The organism is Gammaproteobacteria bacterium, assembly GCA_041395725.1.
Taxonomy (GTDB): domain Bacteria; phylum Pseudomonadota; class Gammaproteobacteria; order Pseudomonadales; family Pseudohongiellaceae; genus NORP240.
On sequence record JAWKZW010000001.1, the window covers coordinates 3,952,047 to 3,972,781 of the forward strand.

The window sequence follows — 20,735 nt, forward strand, 5'->3', positions numbered from 1 at the left end:
ACCCGTTCAGACTCCCTCGCTTCGCTCGCTCACTTAGCTGCGGCTTCCGGTGAGCCACTGGCCATCTGCTACCCCCACGCTTCGCCAGCGGGTCAGGAGCGCAGACGGGCGCTGCGCTCGTTAAACAACAAGCGAGGAAAAATCATGAGAAAGACAATTTATGAAACCAACTATGACCGGCTGATTAAGCTGGGTGTTATGACTAATGAGGGGGCTGTACCCGACCAATGTCGCCGCAGCCAGGTAGCGGGATTGATGGATTGGGTGGTCGAGCGATTACCGCATCTCGACGGTGCTTCCGGAAATGATGAAGGCATTGCAGTGTCGTTAGCGCATTACTTTGAGCAGAATGGCGATATGTGCAAAGACCCTGAAATGGTGGTGCTTATCTACCCGTCGCAGCGGATGGTGGAGGCCTTTACATTTGAAATGTCGTTACCGCCGCTCTATCAGCAAGTGTTTCCTGAGCCAGGGAAGTTCTATCCTCAGCTGCGTAAGGAACTCAATAGCTTTCTTCGGCAGTGGTTGAACAATTTGATTGATCAAGGGCATTGCCTATCAGACTGAATTCACGACGGGTAATGGTGCTACGGTGATTTTCAATGGAGCACGATCACGTGCCCTTTACCTACTTCTGAAAAATATCAATACCCTATTGATATCAATTAGGTTTTATTATTCCTGAATTATTTTCACACACCTATGCAAAGTTTATAGATGCTGCTTTCAACTCCTATTTATACACTACTATTGAATCAATCAAGAACTAGCAATATATGACGAACAGCAGCACTTTCTTTGCCTTAATGGCGGAATATGGGACAGGAGATATCCCTCTGGAGCAGTGTTGCGAAAAGTATTTCGGGATGAGCCTGAAAAAGGCCAGTACCCATGCCCGACATCAACAATTGCCGATTCCCGCGTACCGTGGTGGCTCCCAGAAGAGTATGTGGCTAGTCAGTGCGGTTGATTTGGCCAACCATATCGATCTACTAAAGGAAAAAGCCAAGCATGACTGGCAGCGCCTAAACTCCTAACATTAAGGCAGCCAGCGCCAGTTACTGTAACGATCCTTTTGCCCCAACTCTCGAAGATGCGTGTACCGCTGTAGGCACGCCCAGGATTTGTGCCCCGTCACGCTCGATACTCGCGGAATATCCCACCCCAACTCAAACAACCAACTGGTGCACTCATGGCGCAGATCATGGAAGCGTAAATCGTCAATCTCCAAAAAATGACAAGCTCGGGTAAACGCGGCACTGACGGATTTTCCGTTATAGGGGAATATTTCCTTCTCTGTCTTCGGCTGACGCTGAATAATGCTCCAGGCCGCATCCGTCAAGAAAACCCAGGTGTCTGTTTTCTCCCTCGGGTGTTTCATCTCCCGAACAAGAACGCGCTTATTCTCTTCATCTAAATCAGGCCATTGAATCCGGCAGATTTCATCCTGTCGCCGACTGGAAAACAACGCAAATAACGTGATCTCGACCATCGGTATGCTGGCTCGGCCGTCACGGCCACTGAAGTAGTCCATCAAAGCACCTAACTCATCCATTGAAGGACGTCGAGTACGTTGTTTGGATTTAGCCACCAGTTTTTCCTTTCGACAAAGGAAGCTCGCATCATCAATTACTTGAATATTCAAAGGAATGTCCCGTCCTATACGAACAGCCCTGAAGGCGTTGCGTAGCCAAATAAGGTCGTTATTCGCGGTAGATGCACCTGCTCCCTTCCGGCGTCTTTGGGTGATGTGTGCCACCAACTGACTAGATGTGAGATTAATGGCATCAAGGCCGGAGAATGTAGGGTGATTGATCAAATACTCAATGTGGCTAAGCTTCGAACGTCCAAATTTACTCTTTCCATCATAATCATCGCGATACCACTCCAGCACCTGCTGGACAGTCACCCCCTCATGCCTTACTTGCTCCAATACGCCAGGAACTTTCAACTCAGATTCACGCCGGGCAGCCCACTCCTTGGCGAGAGATTTTTTATCAAATGTTTCGGTTTCTGTATGAATTACCTTACCATTACGCTTTATGCGTATTTGAGCGGAGTACCTCATACCATCTTTGCGCTTTCGTGATGTAATTGTCGCCATAATTTAATCTCTCAGGTGCTACCAGAATTTTGGTAGCACTTTGGTAGCACCGAATACTGAAAAACGGTAAAAAACAGTATATAAAAGGGTCAAAATCAATTGTCGGAAAAACCTTTCAAATCAACCGGAAAGATAGATGTAGCAAGGGCTCCAGTGGACCGAAGGTTCAGTGTAGCGCCTATGATGGACTGGACCGATCGTCACGAGCGCTACTTCCTGCGTTTGATTTCGCGGCGGGCGTTTCTGTATACCGAGATGCTCACCAGTGCCGCACTGGTACACGGCGACACCGACCGACTCCTGCTCTACAACGAGGAAGAACACCCCCTTGGTATCCAGCTGGGCGGCAGCAATCCCGATGAGCTGGCCAGGGCCGCGCTGCTGGCGGAGCAGGCAGGCTATAAGGAAATCAATCTGAATATCGGCTGCCCCAGCGACAGAGTTCAATCGGGCCGCTTTGGTGCCTGCCTGATGCGTGAGCCGGATCTGGTTGCCCGCTGCGTCGCCGCAATCCGGGACAAGGTGCAGATACCTGTAACAGTCAAGTGCAGGGTGGGCGTCGATGAACTGGACTCTGACGAGCATCTGGCCGGTTTCGTCGAACGGGTCTCGTCGGCAGGCTGCGAACTCTTTATCATGCACGCGCGAATAGCGCTTCTTAAAGGATTGAGCCCTAAACAGAATCGAGAAGTACCACCGCTGAACTATCCGCGGGTCTTTCTCATGAAGGAGACATTTCCCCATCTTGAGATAATTATCAATGGCGGCATCACGTCGCTCGACGAGGGCCTGAATTTATTTACCCGGATGGATGGCGTGATGGTTGGCCGCGAGGCTTACAGTAATCCCTACCTGCTGCACCAGGTCGATTCGCTTTACTATGGTGAGGAAGAAAAGCCGCTTCCCAGGCTGGATTACCTGTCCCTCTATCTGCCCTATGTCGAGCGGGAACTGGCGCGTGGTACGCCACTCCACCACATGACCCGGCATATACTGGGACTCTTTAAGGGGACGCGTGGAGGTAAGGCTTTCCGACGCTACCTGAGTGAAAATGCTTTTCGCCAGGATGCCGGCATTGACGTTTTGCATACTGCCATGTCTTTCGTAAGCTAAAGGACCTGTGATGATTGAATTACTGAAGAAACTTTTTGACCAGAAACCGGGCCAGGATTCCGGCATCGACGAAACCCAGCACCTGAAGGCTTCAGAACTGGCCGGCGCCGCACTGATGGTCGAGTTAATGGAAACCGATCATCAACTCGATGCCAGGGAAACCGAAGAGTTCATCCGTGTTCTGGAAGAGACTTTTTCACTGGCCCGGGAGGAAGTTGACGAGATAGTTCAACTGGCACGCACAACAGCCAAAGATTCCACTTCGTTGTATGAGTTTACCCGCCTGATAAACGATCACTGCAGTTACGAGGAAAAAACTGCCCTGATAGCAAACCTGTGGCGGCTAGCATTTGCCGACGAAAAGCTCGACAAGTATGAAGAAGGCCTGATTCGCCGCATCGCCGACCTGATTCACGTCAGCCACGGAGATTTTATTCAAGCCAAGCTGAAAATCCGGGGCAGCTCGCTCAGCGGTTGACCCTGTGCGGAGATGACTGGAAAGTCAGGACTATGTGGCTGTCAGCACTGTGACCTGGTAATGGAATACACCATCAAAAATCACCGAACTCGTCTTCGATTTCCCCATCCTTGACCAGATATTCCCTGCGCTGCAGGTAAGCCTCGCGAACGAAAATGTACTCGTCACCGAATACCAGTTCGTCAAAGGCCAGGAGATTGGCCCGGGTGCTGGTCTGTTCCAGCGCATACGCGGGCACTGACACACTCGATTCGCCGTAAAAGAATGGATTAAAGGCCAGACCAAGTGCCCAGCCAACCGCATCCCTTAAGGTGCTCGAGCCAACTGTTGGAATGATAATGTAAGGCCCGGCAGGCACACCCCAGGCGCCAAACGTCTGGCCGAAATCTTCGTCATTCTTTTCCAGCCCGATGGGCGTTGCCACGTCAATAAGCCCTACTACGCCTACCGTGGTATTCAGAACCACGCGGGCCGAGTCACTGGCTGCGTCTTCCAGTTTGAACTGGAGCAGATCGTTGAGGGTGACTTTGACGTCATCGATATTGCTGAAGAAATTTCCCACACCCTGTTGCATGATCGAGGGCATGAGGTTGGAGTAAACAACGGCTACCGGCCTGATTATCAGTGTGTCGAAAAAATCGTTGAACTGATACAACCGTCGATTGGCTCGTTCCCAGGGATCTGAAGCCATGGCGTTGTGCGTCAGCAGCATCAGCGCCAGACTGAACAGTCCGGCAATGATGCAACTAAAACGCGAACCCTGTTGAGGACGTTGATACACGCTCTCTCCAAACATATCCCTACTCCCCTGGCAGTTGCAGCCTGCAACCAACCCCCGGTCTTCTTTCATTCTCACAAATTGCTTAAACCTCATCGAACGAGCAATGCGCCATCATTGGATGCCACCGGCAGAACTGGCACGGCCGAGTTGCCCCAGCGTCAGCAATAGCTGCTCAAAGGCAGGAGGCCAAACCAGATAAGACCGGCCAAAAAGAAAATCCTGCCCTAAGATACTCAATTTGAACGCATTGTAAGTGGTCATGCCACAACCGCCAAGCGCCACAAGTGAGAATCGCGACCTACAGCTCAAAAAAAATTTATAGGAGAAAAGGAGTTACGTGGTTATTGTAAGGATGGATCGCAGACGGAAGACTAACCGGCGGCAAATTTGCCCTGCTGCCACAGCTTGTCCAGTCTTTTGCTGGAAACGGGCATTCGGGTGCGCAGCTGTTGGGCAAACAGCGAAACGCGAAATTCTTCAATCATCCAGCGAATTGACGCCAACTCCGGCTTATCTTCAACAAAAGCGTTCAAACTCCCATGCGTCTTGCGGTCCAGCAGCAGAAGCTTCTGCCAGTGGGGTCTGACTTGCCCGAATAACTCGGAATCCCGCGCCTTCTGGCTGACCGCCCGGTCAAGACGCTGGTCCATAGCCTGCAGGTAACGGGGATATTCCTTCAGCCATTCAAAGGGCACACAGTAGAGAAAATCCTCTCCAAGCAGGTTATCAAGTTGAGACACAATATCTTCGTACAACGGTCCGTTTGATTTTTCACAGTGCTTCAGCTTTTTCCGCAAGGAAAAGTGTTGCTGGATCACCTTACTCAGCAAGCCGGTAATCTGTTGTGCCACAGGATAAATTTCAGATTTGTTACCCTGCAGGCTTTTCTCAAAGCTTTCTCGCTCGGCAGGGATCTGGAGACGGACCTGAAAACACTCACAATAAACAGCAAAAACAAAGGCTTCGGCGACATTCTTACCGGCCAGTAGAGGTGGCAATTGCAGCCCCCATGCCCGTTGCTGTCTGATAAAGTCTCGCACCAGATCCCGGGATTGTTGCACCGTCCTGAGCCGATACAGTCGCACCAGACCACGGCGGGTCTGCCTGGCTGCCTGGAAACGGTCTTCAAACAAACGCACAGAAACCGAGTCCAGCTCATCCACCAGCCCAGGATAGCGGACCAGCTTTAACTGCCTTCCAACCTCCACCTGCTCCGGTAAGTGGTCTATATCCCAGTCGGTTAAACCCTGCTGCTCAAGGGGGTGTTTTGTCTCTGGGGTCGCGGTCCGCAGAACAGCGCTGACCCGTTTGTCAGAGGACAGCTTTTTCTTCAGTGCCAGTAGGTCTGAGCCGCTGTCCAGTACTTTGCCAGAATTGTCGACAACCCGGATCTTGATTTTCAGAAAATCCGGGACAGCATCCGACACTAGTTGCTCCGGCGTGATCAACACTCCCTTAAGACGCCGTGCCTGCTCGCAGAGCACAGTGGCCAGATCAGCGTCCTGGCTGCCAGGATCCAGCCCCTCCAGTGCCCGGTCTACGAACTCCGGTATTGGAATCAACTGCTTTCTGATGGTCTTGGGCAGAGTTTTAAGCAGATACACACTGCGTTCCCGCAGCTGGCCCGGTATCGCCCAGTCCAGATCTTTCTGACTCAGTTGATTAATCAGGGGTGCAGGGACATCAATAGTCGCGCCGTCTGACGCCTGGCCCGGCTTGAATTCGTATTTGACTGCCAGCGGATTATTATGCAACGTGGCTCGATCCGGAAAATCCTGCTGCAGAATCTCCCGCTCCGCTGCAGGAATCAGGTCTTCCAGTCGCATGGTGAGCGATGCAGCATGCTTCTTTTCTGCCTGTCGATACCATCGCAGCAGAGAGGCCCGATCGATTACCCATTCCGGGATTCTCTTTTCGTAGAAATCCTGCAACTGTCGCTCATCAATAAAGACCGCCTGTTTACGGACCTTCTCCTCCTGTTTTTCAAGGCTCGCGCGAAGTTGCCGGTTGTGCCGGTAAAAAGCCAGATCAGTGTCCAGTTGCTGATCAACCAGGGCATCTCTTATAAACAGCTCCCGACAGGTGGCAGGATCAATATCCCCGTAAGGAACCTGCCTTTTCTCAATAATAACCAACCCGTAGAGCGTGGTTTTTTCATAGGCCATTACGCGCTGTTTCTTGCGGCTCCAGTGGGGCTGCGACCAGGCCCGGCGCAACAGGTGCCCGGCAACCGACTCAATCCATTCCGGTTCTATTTTGGCGGCGGTTGCCGAATAGGCCTGAGCCGTCTCGAAAATCTCGCCGCTGACTATCCATTTCGGACCTTTGGATGACAGCGCAGACGACGGCAGCAGTCGAAATCTGCGATTCCGGCTGCCCAGGTATTCGGTTCCTTCGGAGCGGCAACCGACCTGATTCAGTGAGCCGACCAGCAGGGCCCTGTGCACTTCCCTGTAGGTTCCTTCGACCCGGTTCAGGGTGAGCTGCAGTTGGTGGCACAAACCCAGTAACTGGCGGTGAGTCTCACGCCATTCCCGCATCCGCACATAGGACAGGAAGTTACGCGTGCAATATTTGCGCAGCTGAGAGTGACTCAGATCCTGCCTTTGTAACTCGTACTCATTCCACAAATTGACCAGGCTGAGGAAATCCGAATCCGGGTGGTTATAATGGGAATGCTTCTCTCTGGCAGCCTGACGTTTATCGGCTGGCGTTTCCCTGGGGTCTTGAATACTTAATGCGCTGACAATGATGGCAATCTCGTTGAGGCACCCACCTTGGGCACCGGCGATCAGCATGCGGGCCAGGCGCGGATCCACCGGCAGACGGGCCATCACTTTTCCAGTCGCCGTCAATCGCTGCTTTTCATCGATGGCGCCCAATTCGAACAATAACTTGAAGCCATCGTTAACAGCCTTGTTCTCCGGCGGGTCGATAAACGGGAAAGCCTCTACTTCCCCCAGGCGCAGAAACAGCATCTGCAGGATGACAGCGGCCAGGTTAGTACGTTTTATTTCCGGGTCGGTAAAAGCCGGTCGGGACTCGAAATCCGTTTCGGAATAAAGGCGGATACAAACCCCCTCCGAGACCCGTCCACAGCGCCCCGCCCGTTGCCGGGCACTGGCCTGGGAGACTGGTTCGATAGGCAGCCGCTGAATCTTGCTTTGCACACTGTAGCGACTGATCCTCACAAGCCCGGTGTCGATGACATAGCGAATGCCCGGTACAGTTAAGGACGTTTCGGCAATATTGGTTGCGAGAATGACTCGGCGGCCGGTATGAGGTTTGAAAATTTTAACCTGATCGGTCTGCCGCAGGCGGGCATAAAGAGGTAATACCTCGGTATCACGAAAACGTTGCTTGCGAATCTTGACCGCAGTTTCGCGAATTTCTTTTTCGCTGCTGAAGAAAACCAGAACGTCACCGGGGCCACTGTGTTTTCTGTCCAGCTGTTCGATGTCACGCAAAGCCGAAAGAATTGCTTCAGCTTGCAGATCATCATCAAACATCGCCTCTCGCTGATCGTCCTGAGCACCTATGGGGGAATATACGACCTCGACAGGATAGGTGCGACCGGACACGGAAACCACCGGTGCATCATCAAAATGCGCTGAGAATTTTTCCACATCGATTGTTGCGGAAGTAATAATGACTTTCAGGTCAGGTCGCCTTGGCAGAAGCTGCTTGATAAAGCCGAGAATAAAATCGATATTGAGACTTCGTTCATGGGCCTCATCGATTATGAGCACCTCGTAGCTGTTGAGAAACCGATCCCGCTGCATTTCATTGAGCAGTATGCCGTCGGTCATCAGTTTCAGGTACGAGGCCTCGCTGGTCTTGTCGTTGAATCGAATCTGATAGCCGACTCCCTGGCCGACTTCCGTCCCCAGCTCCTCAGCAATCCTGCTGGCAACCGAAATCGCGGCAAGTCGGCGTGGCTGTGCATGACCGATCAGTCCGTACTTCCCCAGGCCAGCCTGGAGGCATATCTTGGGCAACTGAGTGGTTTTCCCGGAACCGGTCTCCCCTGCCACTACCAGGACCTGGTTAGTCTTTAGCAGCGCCGTGATTTCCTCGGCTTTTCCGGCCACCGGCAGGGCCGCAGGCAAGACTATCTGTTCAGGCACGCTTTGCCAGCGGCGCAGGCACTTGGCCCTGGAGCGTTCAATTGCCTGCTGCAGAACTTCTGCGACGGCGGTAATATCCGCTGCCTTCTTTCCGGGTACTTCCCCACCCCTTACCTTCGCCGCTACCCGTTGCCGTTCTTCAGCCGCCACGATCAAGCGCTCGAGTTTTTCCAATTCCCGGGCAAGGCGAAACCGGTCAGAGATTGCGCATTCGGCGATATCCTGACTCAATCGGCTAACCAGTTGATTTGCTACAGAGGTCGGGTTACTCACACTGCTGACCGTACTTTGTCACCGGCCTAGCCTTTTCCGGTGGCGGTGTGGTTATCTCGAAGTTCACGTCGCAGGATCTTGCCGATATTGGATTTTGGCAGATCCTCTCTAAAGTGAATGTGCCTTGGCAATTTATAAGGGGTAAGGCCCTGCCGGCAGTATTCCTTCAGGGCTTTTGCATCCAGCTGTCGGCCTTTACGGAGAACCACGTACAGCACTACCGCCTCGCCACTGTGTTCGTCGGGAATCCCTATAGCGGCACTTTCAAGCACAGCCTCGTGGCTATTGACATAGTCTTCGATTTCGCCGGGGATTACATTGAAACCGGATACCAGAATCATGTCTTTCTTGCGATCAACAATCGTTATATAGCCTTCCTGATCAACCTGCGTGTAATCACCGGATCTGAACCAGCCATCCTCACTCAGCACCTGTCGGGTTTCCTCGTCCCTGCCCCAGTAGCCCCGCATAACCTGGGGTCCCTTGATCCACAGCTCGCCGACCTCTCCCGAAGCCAGCTCCTGCCCCTCTTCATTGACAACCTTTACCTCGGTATCAGCCATAGGAATTCCTACCGTGCCAGGTTTGTTGTGACTGGGGGAATTGACCGACACTACCGGCGAACATTCTGTGAGCCCGTACCCCTCGAAGATCGGACACCCTGTCAGATCTTGCCAGTCTTCCATTACCCGGGTAGACAGCGGCATTCCCCCGGCACCACAGAACTTCAGCGAGCTGAAATCAATGGCATGAATGCCTGAATGCTGTAAAAGTGCCAGGTAGAGTGTGTTGATGCCTACGAAACCGGTGATGGTGTTCTTCTCAAAAACTTCAATAACGGATTTAAGGTCCCGGGGATTCGGTATCAGGTGATTGTGATTACCTGCAAAGGGCATCACTATGCAATGAAGTAAAAACGCATAGCTGTGATAGAGAGGCAATGGTGCCGCTACATGTTCTACACCATCACTCATAATTTCCGTGCTGCGAATTCGGAATTGCATCATGTTGGCGAGCAGATTGTCATGCGAGAGCATAACACCCTTGGCATATCCGGTGGTTCCGCCGGTATAAAGAATCACCGCCGTGTCCCGACTCTGACCAGGGACGACAGGAACTGCTTCAGAAGCCCTACTCCCCAGCTTTAAAGCGGCGTTGAAATCGACTCCCGTGGGCAGATTATAAGCCGGTACCATTCTCTTCAGGTATTTGATGCCCAGGTTTAAAATCAGCCGTTTGAATGGCGGTTGCAGATCACCCAACTGCGTGATCAGCACCTGCTCGATGCCCGTGCTCGGCAGTATTTCCTCCAGCTTGTCACAAAAATTCGCCAGGATAACAATAGCCTTTACACCGGCATCAACAAACTGGTAGCGCATTTCACGGGCTGTGTAGAGCGGGTTGGCGTTAACCACAACCAATCCGGCCTTCAAAGCACCAAACACGGCAATGGGGAACTGCAACAGGTTCGGAAGCTGAATCGCTATTCTGTCACCTGGCTGCAAGGAGGTCTCTCGCATCAGGTACCCGGCGAAGTTGTTACTGTGACGGTCAACATCCCGATACGACAGGGTGGTCGAAAAGCAAGTGTACGCCGGGTTGTCACCATACTCACTGACGGCCCGTTCCAGTACCTGCAGGAGGGAGTGGAATATTTTAGGATCGTATTCGCCGCTTAACCGTTCAGTCATGGGATCTCCTAATAGACTCTTTAAGCTTCTTCCGGAATGCCTCTGGGCAATTTCGCCGTTCCTAGCGCGCCAACCGCGACATGGCTTCTTCCAGTCCCTTGACAGTTAAAGGAAACATTCTATGCCCGGTAAGCTGGCGAACCAGATCAATGGAATAGCTGTGTTGCCAGTAATCCTTCGGAGTCGGGTTGAGCCACACAAGATTCTCAAAAGTTTCATGCAGTCGCTGCATCCAGACCGCACCCGCTTCCTCATTATAGTGCTCGATGCTCCCTCCGGCGTGGGTTATTTCATAGGGAGCCATGGTGGCGTCACCGACAAAAATGACTTTATAGTCGGTTGAATACTTGTGGAGGATATCCCAGGTTGACGTGGTTTCCGCCATGCGTCTATGGCTTCTGGTCCAGACCGAGTCGTAAATAAAGTTGTGAAAATAGAAATATTTAAGATGCTTGAATTCAGTTCTGGCTGCAGAAAACAGCTCCTCACAGACCCTGACATGGGGATCCATGGATCCTCCTACATCAAAAAACAGCAGCACCTTAACCGCGTTGTGACGTTCCGGCACCATCTTGATATCCAGCAGTCCGGCATTACGCGCCGTGGAACTGATGGTGTCATCCATGTCCAGCTCATCTGCCGCGCCGCTGCGGGCGAACTTGCGCAGTCGGCGCAATGCCAGCTTCAGGTTGCGGGTCCCCAACTCTACGCTATCGTCCAGATCACGGAAGTTACGTCGATCCCATACCTTGACTGCCCGCTGATTACGCGATTCATCCTGTCCGATGCGGATTCCTTCCGGATTGTAACCGTAAGCACCGAATGGCGACGTTCCGCCGGTTCCTATCCACTTGTTCCCGCCCTGATGCCGCTTCTGTTGCTCCTCCATGCGCTTTTTAAACGCTTCCATGAGTTTTTCAAATCCGCCAAGCGCTTCAATTTTTGCCTTCTCCTCATCGCTCAGAGAGGCTTCAAACTGCTTCTGTAACCAATGTTCCGGTATTTGATACTGAAACAGCTCATCAAGTTGCTCCACGCTGTCAAAATAGCGCGCAAAAGCACGATCGAACTTGTCGAAATTTTTTTCGTCCTTGACCATGCACAGGCGTGACAGGTAATAGAACTCGTCAACATTGGCAAAGGCCAGGTTATTTTTCAGGCACTCAAGCAGCGCAAACAACTCAGTCAGGGTGACCGGCAGGCGCTCAGACCTCAGTGTCATGAAAAAATTGATCAGCATCAGGATTTGGACCGATGCATGAATGCCAGCTTCTCAAGCAACTGCACATCCTGCTCATTCTTCAGCAACGCGCCATACAGTGGCGGGATAGCTCTGCGGCTGTCATGGTTTTTCAGGACATCCTCAGGAATATCGTCGGCCATTAACAGCTTCAGCCAGTCTATCAATTCGGAGGTTGAAGGTTTTTTCTTCAAACCAGGTACTTTCCTTACGTCGAAGAATATATCCATGGCCTGACTGACCAGCTGCTTTTTTATACCGGGGTAATGCACCTCCACTATTTTTTCCATGGTCTGCGGATCAGGAAAATCTATGTAGTGGAAAAAACAGCGCCTCAGAAAAGCGTCAGGCAATTCCTTTTCATTGTTACTGGTAATAATGATGACGGGGCGATGGCGGGCTTTGACTGTTTCGCGGGTTTCATAAACATGAAACTCCATGCGGTCGATTTCCAGCAGCAGGTCGTTGGGAAACTCAATATCAGCCTTGTCGATTTCGTCAATCAGCAAAACCGCCTGACGCTCTGAATCAAAGGCCTGCCAGACCTTACCTTTCAGGATATAGTTGGCAATATCGTGGACTTTTTCATCACCCAGCTGGGAATCCCGCAATCTCGATACAGCGTCATACTCATAGAGCCCCTGTTGCGCCTTGGTAGTGGACTTGATATGCCACTGGTACAGGGGCATATCCATCGCCTTGGCAACCTGCTCGGCGAGCAGGGTCTTGCCGGTCCCGGGTTCACCCTTGATCAGCAAGGGGCGTTGTAACTGCACCGCGGCATTGACCGCCATTTGCAGTTGCTCACTGGCTACGTATTCACTGGTGCCGGTAAAACTCATAATTCCCCGTCCATCTTCGCTGTCGATTAAAAACGCCGTATTCTACCCAGCGTGTGCCTATTAATACAGGATAATACCGGATACGCGGCTGACAGTGGGGCGGATTCAGGCAGAGGGGAAAACCACGCGGTATCAGGAACTCGAAGCGCCCTGGCGTCGGCCCAGCGTGCGCCGGACCAGCATCAGCAGAAGCGCCAGCACCACGGACAGAACAAGAGACAAAAACAAGGGCACGAAGGCGCGCACCGCCGCTTCACCACCGATAGTTATGGCGTCCATCAGGACAATTATCAGGGCTGGCGCCATGGCCGCACCGGTGTCGCTGACATACCAGGGAGTAGCAATCAGGGCGAGCATGACAGCCCGCAGGCAGTAAGCCAGCAAACGCCGTTCACGGAAGCGGGTAATACGCCAGAAAAGTGCAAAATAGAGGGAGCCGGCGGCCAGATAAACACCCCAGGCAATCCAATAATTTGTTGCATCAACCATTTGCCGATACCCAAGTGATTATGTGTTCTTCGAGACCGTCCGGGTGAACATGCCGTTCATCTATCGTCCGGCCGGCCACGGCGATACCCTGTTGCTCCATGGCATCCCGTGATCCTGAAAGTAAAGGATGCCAGTCGAACAGCGGTTTACCCTGGTGGCGCAATTTGTACGCGCAGGTGTCAGGAATCCAGCTCAACGACCCGATGTCATGCTCCCGAACCCGCAGGCAGTCGGGCACTTTTTCACTACGGCTGCCGTAACATCTGCAGCGACTGCTCTGCTCATCGAAATAGCGACAGACGACACGGGTGTAGAAAATCTCCCCGGTCTCTTCATCGCTCAATTTTTGCAGGCAGCAGCGCCCGCAGCCATCGCAAAGCTGTTCCCACTCCTCGGTGTTCAGCGACTCCAGCGGTCGCTCCCAGAAGGGCAATTCCGACACGGTGTCAGGCCCCTGATAGATCTGATTTAGGTTTCATCGGGAACTTCCCGGGCTAAGAATAGCCATAACTCCCGGCTCCAGCAATTCACGTCGCCAATTGTTCAGCCCGGGTGGCCAGAATTCGATGTCGCCACGCGCCTGGTTTTCCAGCAGTTCCACCCACAGGCGTTTGCGTGCCAGCAGTTCAGGGCTGATGTCCAGTTCCTCGGCTTTATCACGAGTCAGTTTCTGCAGCGTTTTCAGCTGTTTTCTCGCGCTGCCGCCCAGCGGTTTGCTGACCAGACCGGGTTTCGCAGGTTCGCGGGCGGCAAAATCCCCGTTCAGGAAGCGGGTCAACTGACGCGCCTCACGGTCCACGAAACGTGCCGGGAAAACGTCCGTACGCCTGATATCGGCCTCGTCAATGGTACCGGTACCGGGAAGCTGACTTGCCAGGGTCAGTAACTCAGGATCACGGATTATCCAGCTCTTGGGCTTGTCTCGTAATCTGGCCTCCTGCTCACGCCAGTAAGCCAGTTTCTGCAACAGTCTGAGTGCTGGCTCATCCAGCTGCCAGGCAGAGGCTATAGACTGATAGGCATTTTCCCAGGCCGCGGTATTGGTTTCATCGGGCACATTGGCCAGTAGATCACGACAGTCCTGTTCGAACCACTCCAGCATATCCCGCTTTCTGAGTTTATCTTCCAGCAGCTGCTGTAATTCAACCAGGTATTCCACATCCAGGGCGGCATATTCCAGCTGGGTCTCACTCAAGGGCCGTCGCAGCCAGTCGGACCGCGTCTCACCTTTGGGAATGTCGATATCCAGTTCGTTTTTTACCAGGGCCTGATAGCTGAGACTGTAACCCTGCCCCGTGAATGCCGCAGCACGTTGCGTATCAAACAGAGTTCTCGGTAGAACCCCGAGGAAACTGCCCAGCAGGCCAAGATCCTCACTGCAGGAATGCATGATCACAGTAGTAGATTCATTGATCAGTAAACGCTTGAAACCTTCCCATTCATCGATGGCCAATGGGTCAACCAGAAAACTCTCTTCCCCGTCCTCCAATTGAAACAGCCCCGGTTTGGGGTAATAGGTATTGGTGCGGATAAACTCAGAATCAAATCCCAGTGCCGATTTTCCGGACAATTCCCGGCAGGTTTCAGCCAGTGCCTCGTTGCTGTCCAGATAGGCGGGCTGCCTGCCGGTCTGTATGTCTGTCATATTCAGGTAAGGTCCATTGGTTTTCTACCGCTTAAAGCGTGACTGAGAGTCCCGCCATCTATGTACTCCAGCTCGCCACCAACCGGCACGCCATGGGCAATACGCGAGACAACCAGACCTCTGTCGCGTAATTGCTCGGCAATGTAATAGGCGGTTGCCTCTCCTTCCACAGTAGGATTACAGGCGAGGATGACCTCTTCGGTACCGTATTCGCCGACCAGTTGCAGAAACTCATCAATACCAAGCTGCTCCGGCCCGATACCATCAATAGGTGACAAGTGTCCCATCAAAACGAAATACACACCGCGGTAGGTGCCGGTCTGTTCAAGAGCATAAACGTCCGCTGGCGATTCCACCACACAGCATACTTTCCTGTTTCGTGACGGACTGGCGCAGATACTGCAGGTTTCCAGCTCGGTCAGGGTTCGGCAGCGACTGCACTTGCCAACTTTTTCAATGGCCTCGAGCAGCGCCTCGCTGAGCCTCCGCCCCCCTTCCGGGTTTCTTTCCAGCAGGTACAACGCCATGCGCTGTGCTGATTTAGGACCAACCCCGGGCAGGCAGCGAAACGCTTCGACTAATTGTTCGATTAACGGGCTAGAGAGCATGCAGATAACAACCTAAAACGGGAATTTGAATCCTTCAGGCAACTTGAACCCGGAAGCCATGCTCGACAGGGCATCTTTGTTCATCTCCTCTATCTTCCTGACCGCATCGTTCACCGCAGCGGCAATCAGGTCCTCGACTATTGCCTTGTCTTCTTTAAGCAGGTCGTCAGCCAGCCTGACCTCCTTGATATCATGACGTCCGTTCATAGTCACCTTCACCATCCCTGCTCCGGACTCACCCTCAGCGATTTTGTTCAGCGCCTCCTCCTGGGCCTTCTGCATCTGCTCCTGCATTTCCTTTGCCTGTTTCATCAATGCGTTCAAATCTGTCACTTTAATTTCCTCATGGTCAGACAGGTGAAATTGTCTCTTGCAGAATCTCACCCGAAAATGTTTCCACCAGTTTTTTAACGTTGTTGTCCTGTTCGAAACGATTGCGCAACTGTTCAAGCTGCTCCCGCTTGATCCGCTGATTGAAGGCCGCGGGGGATTCACAGGCAGGTGCCCCGATCTCGATGAACAATTCCAGCGTGCACTGAAAGTAACCAGCGAGCAGCTGTTCGATACGGGAACGATGCTCCTCACTGAACACTGCGCTCTGCCTGCTGTCCAGGCACAGGTGCAGGGATTCCTCTGCGGCCCGATCGATGACACAGTGGGCCATGATGTTACCGGTTATCCCGCCTGGATGCAGGTGCTGGTAGAGAGCTATCCAGTTCTGATTGTCCAGCAACCCCGGCCTGGCCGGTAACTCCGGGTGGCTGACCTCGCTGGGTGCTGGCGACTCTGCTAGATCGGGCTTCTGCCGCTCAGCTGGGTCGGAGTCTGGGGGCTCAGCGGTGCCGGGCTTTGGCACTTCAACCGCTCCGGTTCCAGTTAACCCGTCAGCCGCGACCGCCGGCGGGGTGTCAAGCACGTGATGAGCTGCTTTTCGAGTCTTTGTCGCGACAGCTTTTACCGGGGTAGGCTGTTCCTCGCCCGCAGACTGCGGCTCGGGAAGTGCTTTAATGTTGCGGACGCTTTTCAGGCTCTTTTTTTTTTGCTTGCCGCTACCGATGGATGGCTCCGGCGCCGCAGTATCACCCTGGCCCGGCTTTGGGACGGTCGGCACGCCTTCCGGTGCAAACACCAGCAATCGGATCAACAGCATTTCAAACATGGCACGGCTATCCTGTGCCAGATTGAGATCGGCACGGCCTTTCAGGGCAAACTGATAAAACAACTGGATATCTTCCGGGCTGATCCTGCCTGCAGTTTCCAGCACCTGCTCCCGGTCTCCATAGCTGTTGTCGATGGCATCGGGCAAGACCTGTGCAATCGCCAGCCGGTGCAGAACTGCCAGCATGGCATCGAGTAATTGTTGGAAATCCGGTGCCCGCTCCGCCACCTGCCGAACCGCTTCCAGCAGCCCGGCAGTGTCTTTTGCCGCCAGGCCATCCAGTAACTGCCACACCACGCCCTGCTCCGGGGTGCCCAGCATATCGCTGACACCGGCCGCGGTCACTTCGCCCTCGCAGAAGGAGATCGCCTGATCGAGCAGCGTCAAGGCGTCCCGCATACTGCCGGCTGCCCCATTGGCAAGCTGCCAGAGGGCCGCCTCCTCGAATTTGATCGATTCACGGCCCAGAATGTCTTCCAGGTATTCCTCGATCTGCAAGGGGCTGAGATTTTTCAGATTGAACTGCAGGCAGCGTGACAGGATAGTAACCGGCAGCTTCTGCGGGTCCGTGGTTGCCAGCAGGAATTTGACATGGGGGGGCGGTTCTTCGAGGGTTTTCAGCAGCGCGTTAAAGCTGTGGGTGGACAGCATGTGCACTTCGTCGATCAGGTAGATCTTGAAGCGCCCCCTGGACGGGGCATACTGTACGTTTTCCAGCAGTTCCCGCGTGTCCTCCACCTTGGTCCGGGACGCAGCATCCACTTCGATCAGATCGATAAACCGACCTTCGGAGATTTCCTTGCAGGCCTCACAGCTGCCACAGGGCGTTGAGCTGATGCCTTTATCACAATTGAGACAGCGGGCCAGGATCCGGGCCAACGTGGTTTTACCCACACCACGGGTTCCGGTAAACAGGTAGGCATGGTGCAGGCGCTGGTTGTCCAGGGCGTGGGTCAGAGGTTTTAAAACGTGGGCCTGACCCACCAGGTCACTGAAGGTGCCGGGTCGCCATTTGCGGGCAAGTACCTGATAAGTCATCCCGTTATTAAATCACCGTTGCTGATCTGCTTGATCCGGAACCAGTCCGGGGGCCCGCCCAGCGGGCAGTGCCGTGATGGACAAAGGCGGCATCAGAAATAGGTGGTAGCCCTTGCCAGCCACACCCCGGCACATGAGTCGATTACTACCGTTGCTCCCTTCCGGGCCTGGCGGGGTTCATAACCTATCATTGCGAGGGGACCGACAAAAGCTACCGTCGAGCATGATAGCACAGCCCGGGGGCTGTGCAGGGCGCATTATCTGGAATGCGCCGCTGAGATTCAAGCCTCATTCCGCAGTGCGCCCCAACACGGGCCGCTCGACTCGAACAAGCGGCCCTGCGCATCAGCAGCACCTGGGATGCCTGGACAACGCCCTTCAATCGCTTCCTCTGGAGCAGCCCCGTGAAATCAGGGTAACGCCACAGCTACCAGCCTGGCATCGCCACCGCCGCCGACGGCAATGGCGATGTATTGCCGGTCATCAATCATATAGGTCATCGGCGTGCCCTGCGGCGGCAGTGGCAGGTCAATCTCGGCCAGTACTTCCCCGGTCGCCTTGTCTAGGGCTCTGAGCAGATTGCGTTCGTTATCCCGCTGGGCCGCAAACAGCAGGGTACGGGTCAGAACCGGCCCCACCCGATTATCGCTGCCGACCGGGCCGGGATCGATGATGCCCCTATCAATTATCTGCTGCCGGATACCCTCACCATGGGGCACCATCCACTCGTGTTCGCCGGTATCCAGGTCTATTGCAGTAATCCGCCCGTAGGGTGGTTTGGTGAGAGGCAGGCCACTGGGACCGGCCACGCCACGTGCCCCACCCCGCCGGTAAACCAGGTTGCTACGCTCCGGATCTGCATCACGCAGCTCGACGACAATGGGCGTGGTACCGGACGGAATGTAATAGAGCCCGGTATCAGGATCAAATGCAGCGCCGTGCCACTCGCCCCCACCCATCCAGCCAGGGAGCTGAATAGTTCCGCGCAACGACGGTGGTGTGAACAGAGGGCCGTAGTCGAAGCGCTCGATGTTCTGCAGGGCCTCTGCGCGCAACTCCGGCGTAAAGTCAATCAACGTTTCGTCACTGATCCCCTGGTACTCGAAAGGCGCGGGCCTGGTCGGAAATGGTTGCGTTGGTGACAGTCGTTCGCCCGGTACGCTGCTTTGAGGTACCGATCTTTCTTCAATAGGCCACACCGGTTCGCCGGTAACCCGATCGAACACATAGGTAAAACCCTGTTTGGAAATCTGCGCCACCGCTTTGATGGGTTTGCCCGCCACGGTGATATCCACCAGAGTGGGCGCGGCCGGCAGATCGTAGTCCCACACGCCGTGATGGACCATCTGGAAATGCCAGACATATTCACCGGTCTCTGCCCGCACGGCGACAAGGCTCTCGGCAAACAGGTTGTCGCCCTTGCGCAATCCACCGTACCAGTCGTTAGTGGGGGTACCGATCGGAATATAGACCAGGCCCAGGTCCTCATCGGCACTCATGATGGTCCAGGAATTGGTATTGCCCGTGTATTCCCACGAGCCGTCTTCCCAGGTGTCGTTGCCAAATTCGCCGGCCTGGGGAATGGTATGAAACATCCACACCTGCTCGCCATTTCGCGGGTTGAAGGCGCGCACGTGGCCTGGCGGCATCTCCTTGTTGGGCGGCGCATCGTGCACAATGGAATTGACTACCACCACGCCATTGGTCACCAGTGGCGGGGACACCACACCGTACAGGCCACGCTCGACCTCCCGGCCCAGACCCAGCGTCAGATCAATGCGGCCAGCGTCGCCAAAGTCGGCGACAGGCTGTCCTGTTTCGGCATCCAATGACCACAGGTAGGAATCGTAAGTCGCAAAGAAGATGCGCTTATCTTCCCCCTCCTCCCAGTAAGCAACGCCCCTGACGTTAAAGCCAAGGTTGGCAGGTCGGCCCATTTGCCAGGCATTTGTGTCGAACATCCATTGCTGCTCACCGCTGGCGGGATCAAGGGCGACGACTCGCCCGAAAGAGGTGGGCACATACATGACACCATCGACCACGATGGGCGTTGCTTTCCACCCGCCAGGCCTGGCTGAAAAGTTACCTTCCGCCTGGCCCTGGGCGACTGTGGCGTTATCGACACTGTCCCAGACCCAGGCGATCTCCAGCTGATCGACATTGTCAGCATTGATCTGGTCCAGGGGAGCATATTTCGAAGACCCCAGATCACTGCCATAATGCGGCCAGTCGACGTCGACCGCCAGAACGTCGATGGAGTAAAGCGTACCCGCCAACAGCAGGGCCAGCGCAGTATTTTTTCCCATTCCCCTCTCTCCTTGTTAATCTGGCCTTATTAACTGGCAATTGGCTGGATACTACCCCAACCCTCCGGTCAGGAAAACCACTACCTTCACCCGCGCCACCTTGCCTGATCCGCAAGGCAATCAGGAAAAGAAAAAATCCATTCAGCCCCTGGCCTGACTGAGGGAACAGATAATATATTTGTCCGGCGAGACTATCAGTAGTACATCCCATCAAGCTCCGCAAGGTTCCACAGCAAGGTACCTAGAGCAACCAGTTCGGAGAGATTACGTTCTTCGATAGCCTCACCGGGTTCCAGTACGGAGTAATAATCGCCTGCTGTCTCACGGGTGTTGACGGCCCACAGCGAGGCATCCAGAGGTGGAATATAATTCCCATCATTAATCAAAGTAAAATCTACCGCCGTAAACAGCCTGCGCACTTCTCCCGCCTCCTGTAACGTCAAAATTCGACTATCGTCCCTGGAAGCCACCTCCCCTACTCCTATCTGGCCATCTTCCGGATAAACCCGGGTGTGCATTTCCACACCCGTCTCGACTGGCAAAATGGAAATGACAACGGCCTTCTCGCCGGTGATATTGTAGAAAAATTCGAATGGTGGGTAAGATTCGCTGGTGCAGAAACTTAGTCCCAGCAAAAGGAACAGGAGGTAAACGCGAATCCTTTTCATTTTAAAGAAACTCTGATTGATCATCTTACATCCACTGCTTCCTAGAGGCTTTAAAGAAAATTGGGAGCCCAGGCATCGGGGCTGACAGGTTTATCTAATAGCGCACCCTTCTTCAGCTATTCCCGCGGGATTGTCATATCGATGATCGGATTGCATAGATCAACGACACGAGA

At 53.8% G+C, this 20,735-nt stretch carries 18 protein-coding genes and 1 other RNA gene; 4 read left to right on the forward strand and 15 right to left on the reverse strand.

Annotated elements, in window-relative coordinates; all coding sequences use genetic code 11:
• Positions 1–144 precede the first annotated feature (144 nt).
• Positions 145–567, forward strand: coding sequence for a hypothetical protein (locus R3F50_17540; protein MEZ5492092.1), 423 nt, complete (start codon positions 145–147; stop codon positions 565–567).
• A 209-nt stretch (positions 568–776) separates the two neighbouring features.
• Positions 777–1,037, forward strand: a complete 261-nt coding sequence (locus tag R3F50_17545) for a pyocin activator PrtN family protein (GenBank protein MEZ5492093.1) — start codon at positions 777–779, stop codon at positions 1,035–1,037.
• 2 nt (positions 1,038–1,039) lie between these two features.
• Here R3F50_17545 and R3F50_17550 read toward each other — a convergent pair whose 3' ends face one another.
• Positions 1,040–2,104 (reverse strand): site-specific integrase, encoded by a 1,065-nt coding sequence (locus R3F50_17550; GenBank protein ID MEZ5492094.1) that lies wholly within the window; start codon positions 2,102–2,104, stop codon positions 1,040–1,042.
• 153 nt (positions 2,105–2,257) lie between these two features.
• Between R3F50_17550 and dusA the strand changes: the two genes are divergently transcribed.
• A complete protein-coding gene (gene dusA / locus R3F50_17555) occupies positions 2,258–3,217 on the forward strand; it encodes a tRNA dihydrouridine(20/20a) synthase DusA (GenBank protein ID MEZ5492095.1) in 960 nt (319 codons plus the stop codon).
• Between the two features lie 10 nt (positions 3,218–3,227).
• Positions 3,228–3,695, forward strand: a complete 468-nt coding sequence (locus R3F50_17560) for a TerB family tellurite resistance protein (GenBank protein MEZ5492096.1) — start codon at positions 3,228–3,230, stop codon at positions 3,693–3,695.
• Between the two features lie 73 nt (positions 3,696–3,768).
• Here the strand turns inward: R3F50_17560 and R3F50_17565 are convergent, their stop codons facing one another.
• The 14 genes from R3F50_17565 to R3F50_17630 all read right to left on the reverse strand — a co-directional run bounded on the left by R3F50_17565 (position 3,769) and on the right by R3F50_17630 (position 20,562).
• Complete coding sequence (locus R3F50_17565; protein MEZ5492097.1) at positions 3,769–4,491, reverse strand: VacJ family lipoprotein; 723 nt, start codon at positions 4,489–4,491, stop codon at positions 3,769–3,771.
• A 356-nt stretch (positions 4,492–4,847) separates the two neighbouring features.
• Positions 4,848–8,876, reverse strand: coding sequence for an ATP-dependent RNA helicase HrpA (hrpA, locus tag R3F50_17570; GenBank protein ID MEZ5492098.1), 4,029 nt, complete (start codon positions 8,874–8,876; stop codon positions 4,848–4,850).
• A gap of 26 nt (positions 8,877–8,902) precedes the next feature.
• Complete coding sequence (locus R3F50_17575; GenBank protein MEZ5492099.1) at positions 8,903–10,567, reverse strand: AMP-binding protein; 1,665 nt, start codon at positions 10,565–10,567, stop codon at positions 8,903–8,905.
• A 61-nt stretch (positions 10,568–10,628) separates the two neighbouring features.
• Positions 10,629–11,807: a VWA domain-containing protein gene (locus R3F50_17580; protein ID MEZ5492100.1), complete on the reverse strand. Its 1,179-nt coding sequence runs from the start codon at positions 11,805–11,807 to the stop codon at positions 10,629–10,631.
• Positions 11,807–12,649, reverse strand: coding sequence for a MoxR family ATPase (locus R3F50_17585; protein MEZ5492101.1), 843 nt, complete (start codon positions 12,647–12,649; stop codon positions 11,807–11,809). Before R3F50_17585 ends, R3F50_17580 begins: the two co-directional genes overlap by 1 nt.
• Positions 12,650–12,781: 132 nt before the next feature.
• A complete protein-coding gene (locus R3F50_17590; GenBank protein ID MEZ5492102.1) occupies positions 12,782–13,138 on the reverse strand; it encodes a hypothetical protein in 357 nt (118 codons plus the stop codon).
• Positions 13,131–13,580: a YcgN family cysteine cluster protein gene (locus R3F50_17595; GenBank protein MEZ5492103.1), complete on the reverse strand. Its 450-nt coding sequence runs from the start codon at positions 13,578–13,580 to the stop codon at positions 13,131–13,133. Before R3F50_17595 ends, R3F50_17590 begins: the two co-directional genes overlap by 8 nt.
• Positions 13,581–13,613: 33 nt before the next feature.
• Positions 13,614–14,783, reverse strand: a complete 1,170-nt coding sequence (gene rnd, locus R3F50_17600; protein MEZ5492104.1) for a ribonuclease D — start codon at positions 14,781–14,783, stop codon at positions 13,614–13,616.
• Between the two features lie 2 nt (positions 14,784–14,785).
• A complete protein-coding gene (gene recR, locus R3F50_17605; protein MEZ5492105.1) occupies positions 14,786–15,391 on the reverse strand; it encodes a recombination mediator RecR in 606 nt (201 codons plus the stop codon).
• Between the two features lie 12 nt (positions 15,392–15,403).
• Positions 15,404–15,724 carry a YbaB/EbfC family nucleoid-associated protein gene (locus R3F50_17610; protein ID MEZ5492106.1) on the reverse strand — a complete coding sequence of 107 codons (321 nt, stop codon included), beginning with the start codon at positions 15,722–15,724 and terminating at the stop codon, positions 15,404–15,406.
• A gap of 16 nt (positions 15,725–15,740) precedes the next feature.
• Entirely contained in the window at positions 15,741–17,588 is a 1,848-nt protein-coding gene (gene dnaX, locus R3F50_17615) for a DNA polymerase III subunit gamma/tau (GenBank protein ID MEZ5492107.1), read from the reverse strand.
• A 110-nt stretch (positions 17,589–17,698) separates the two neighbouring features.
• Positions 17,699–17,795: signal recognition particle sRNA small type (gene ffs / locus R3F50_17620), an RNA gene on the reverse strand.
• 203 nt (positions 17,796–17,998) lie between these two features.
• Entirely contained in the window at positions 17,999–19,894 is a 1,896-nt protein-coding gene (locus R3F50_17625; GenBank protein ID MEZ5492108.1) for a pyrroloquinoline quinone-dependent dehydrogenase, read from the reverse strand.
• 194 nt (positions 19,895–20,088) lie between these two features.
• Positions 20,089–20,562 (reverse strand): hypothetical protein, encoded by a 474-nt coding sequence (locus tag R3F50_17630; GenBank protein MEZ5492109.1) that lies wholly within the window; start codon positions 20,560–20,562, stop codon positions 20,089–20,091.
• Positions 20,563–20,735: the final 173 nt, after the last annotated feature.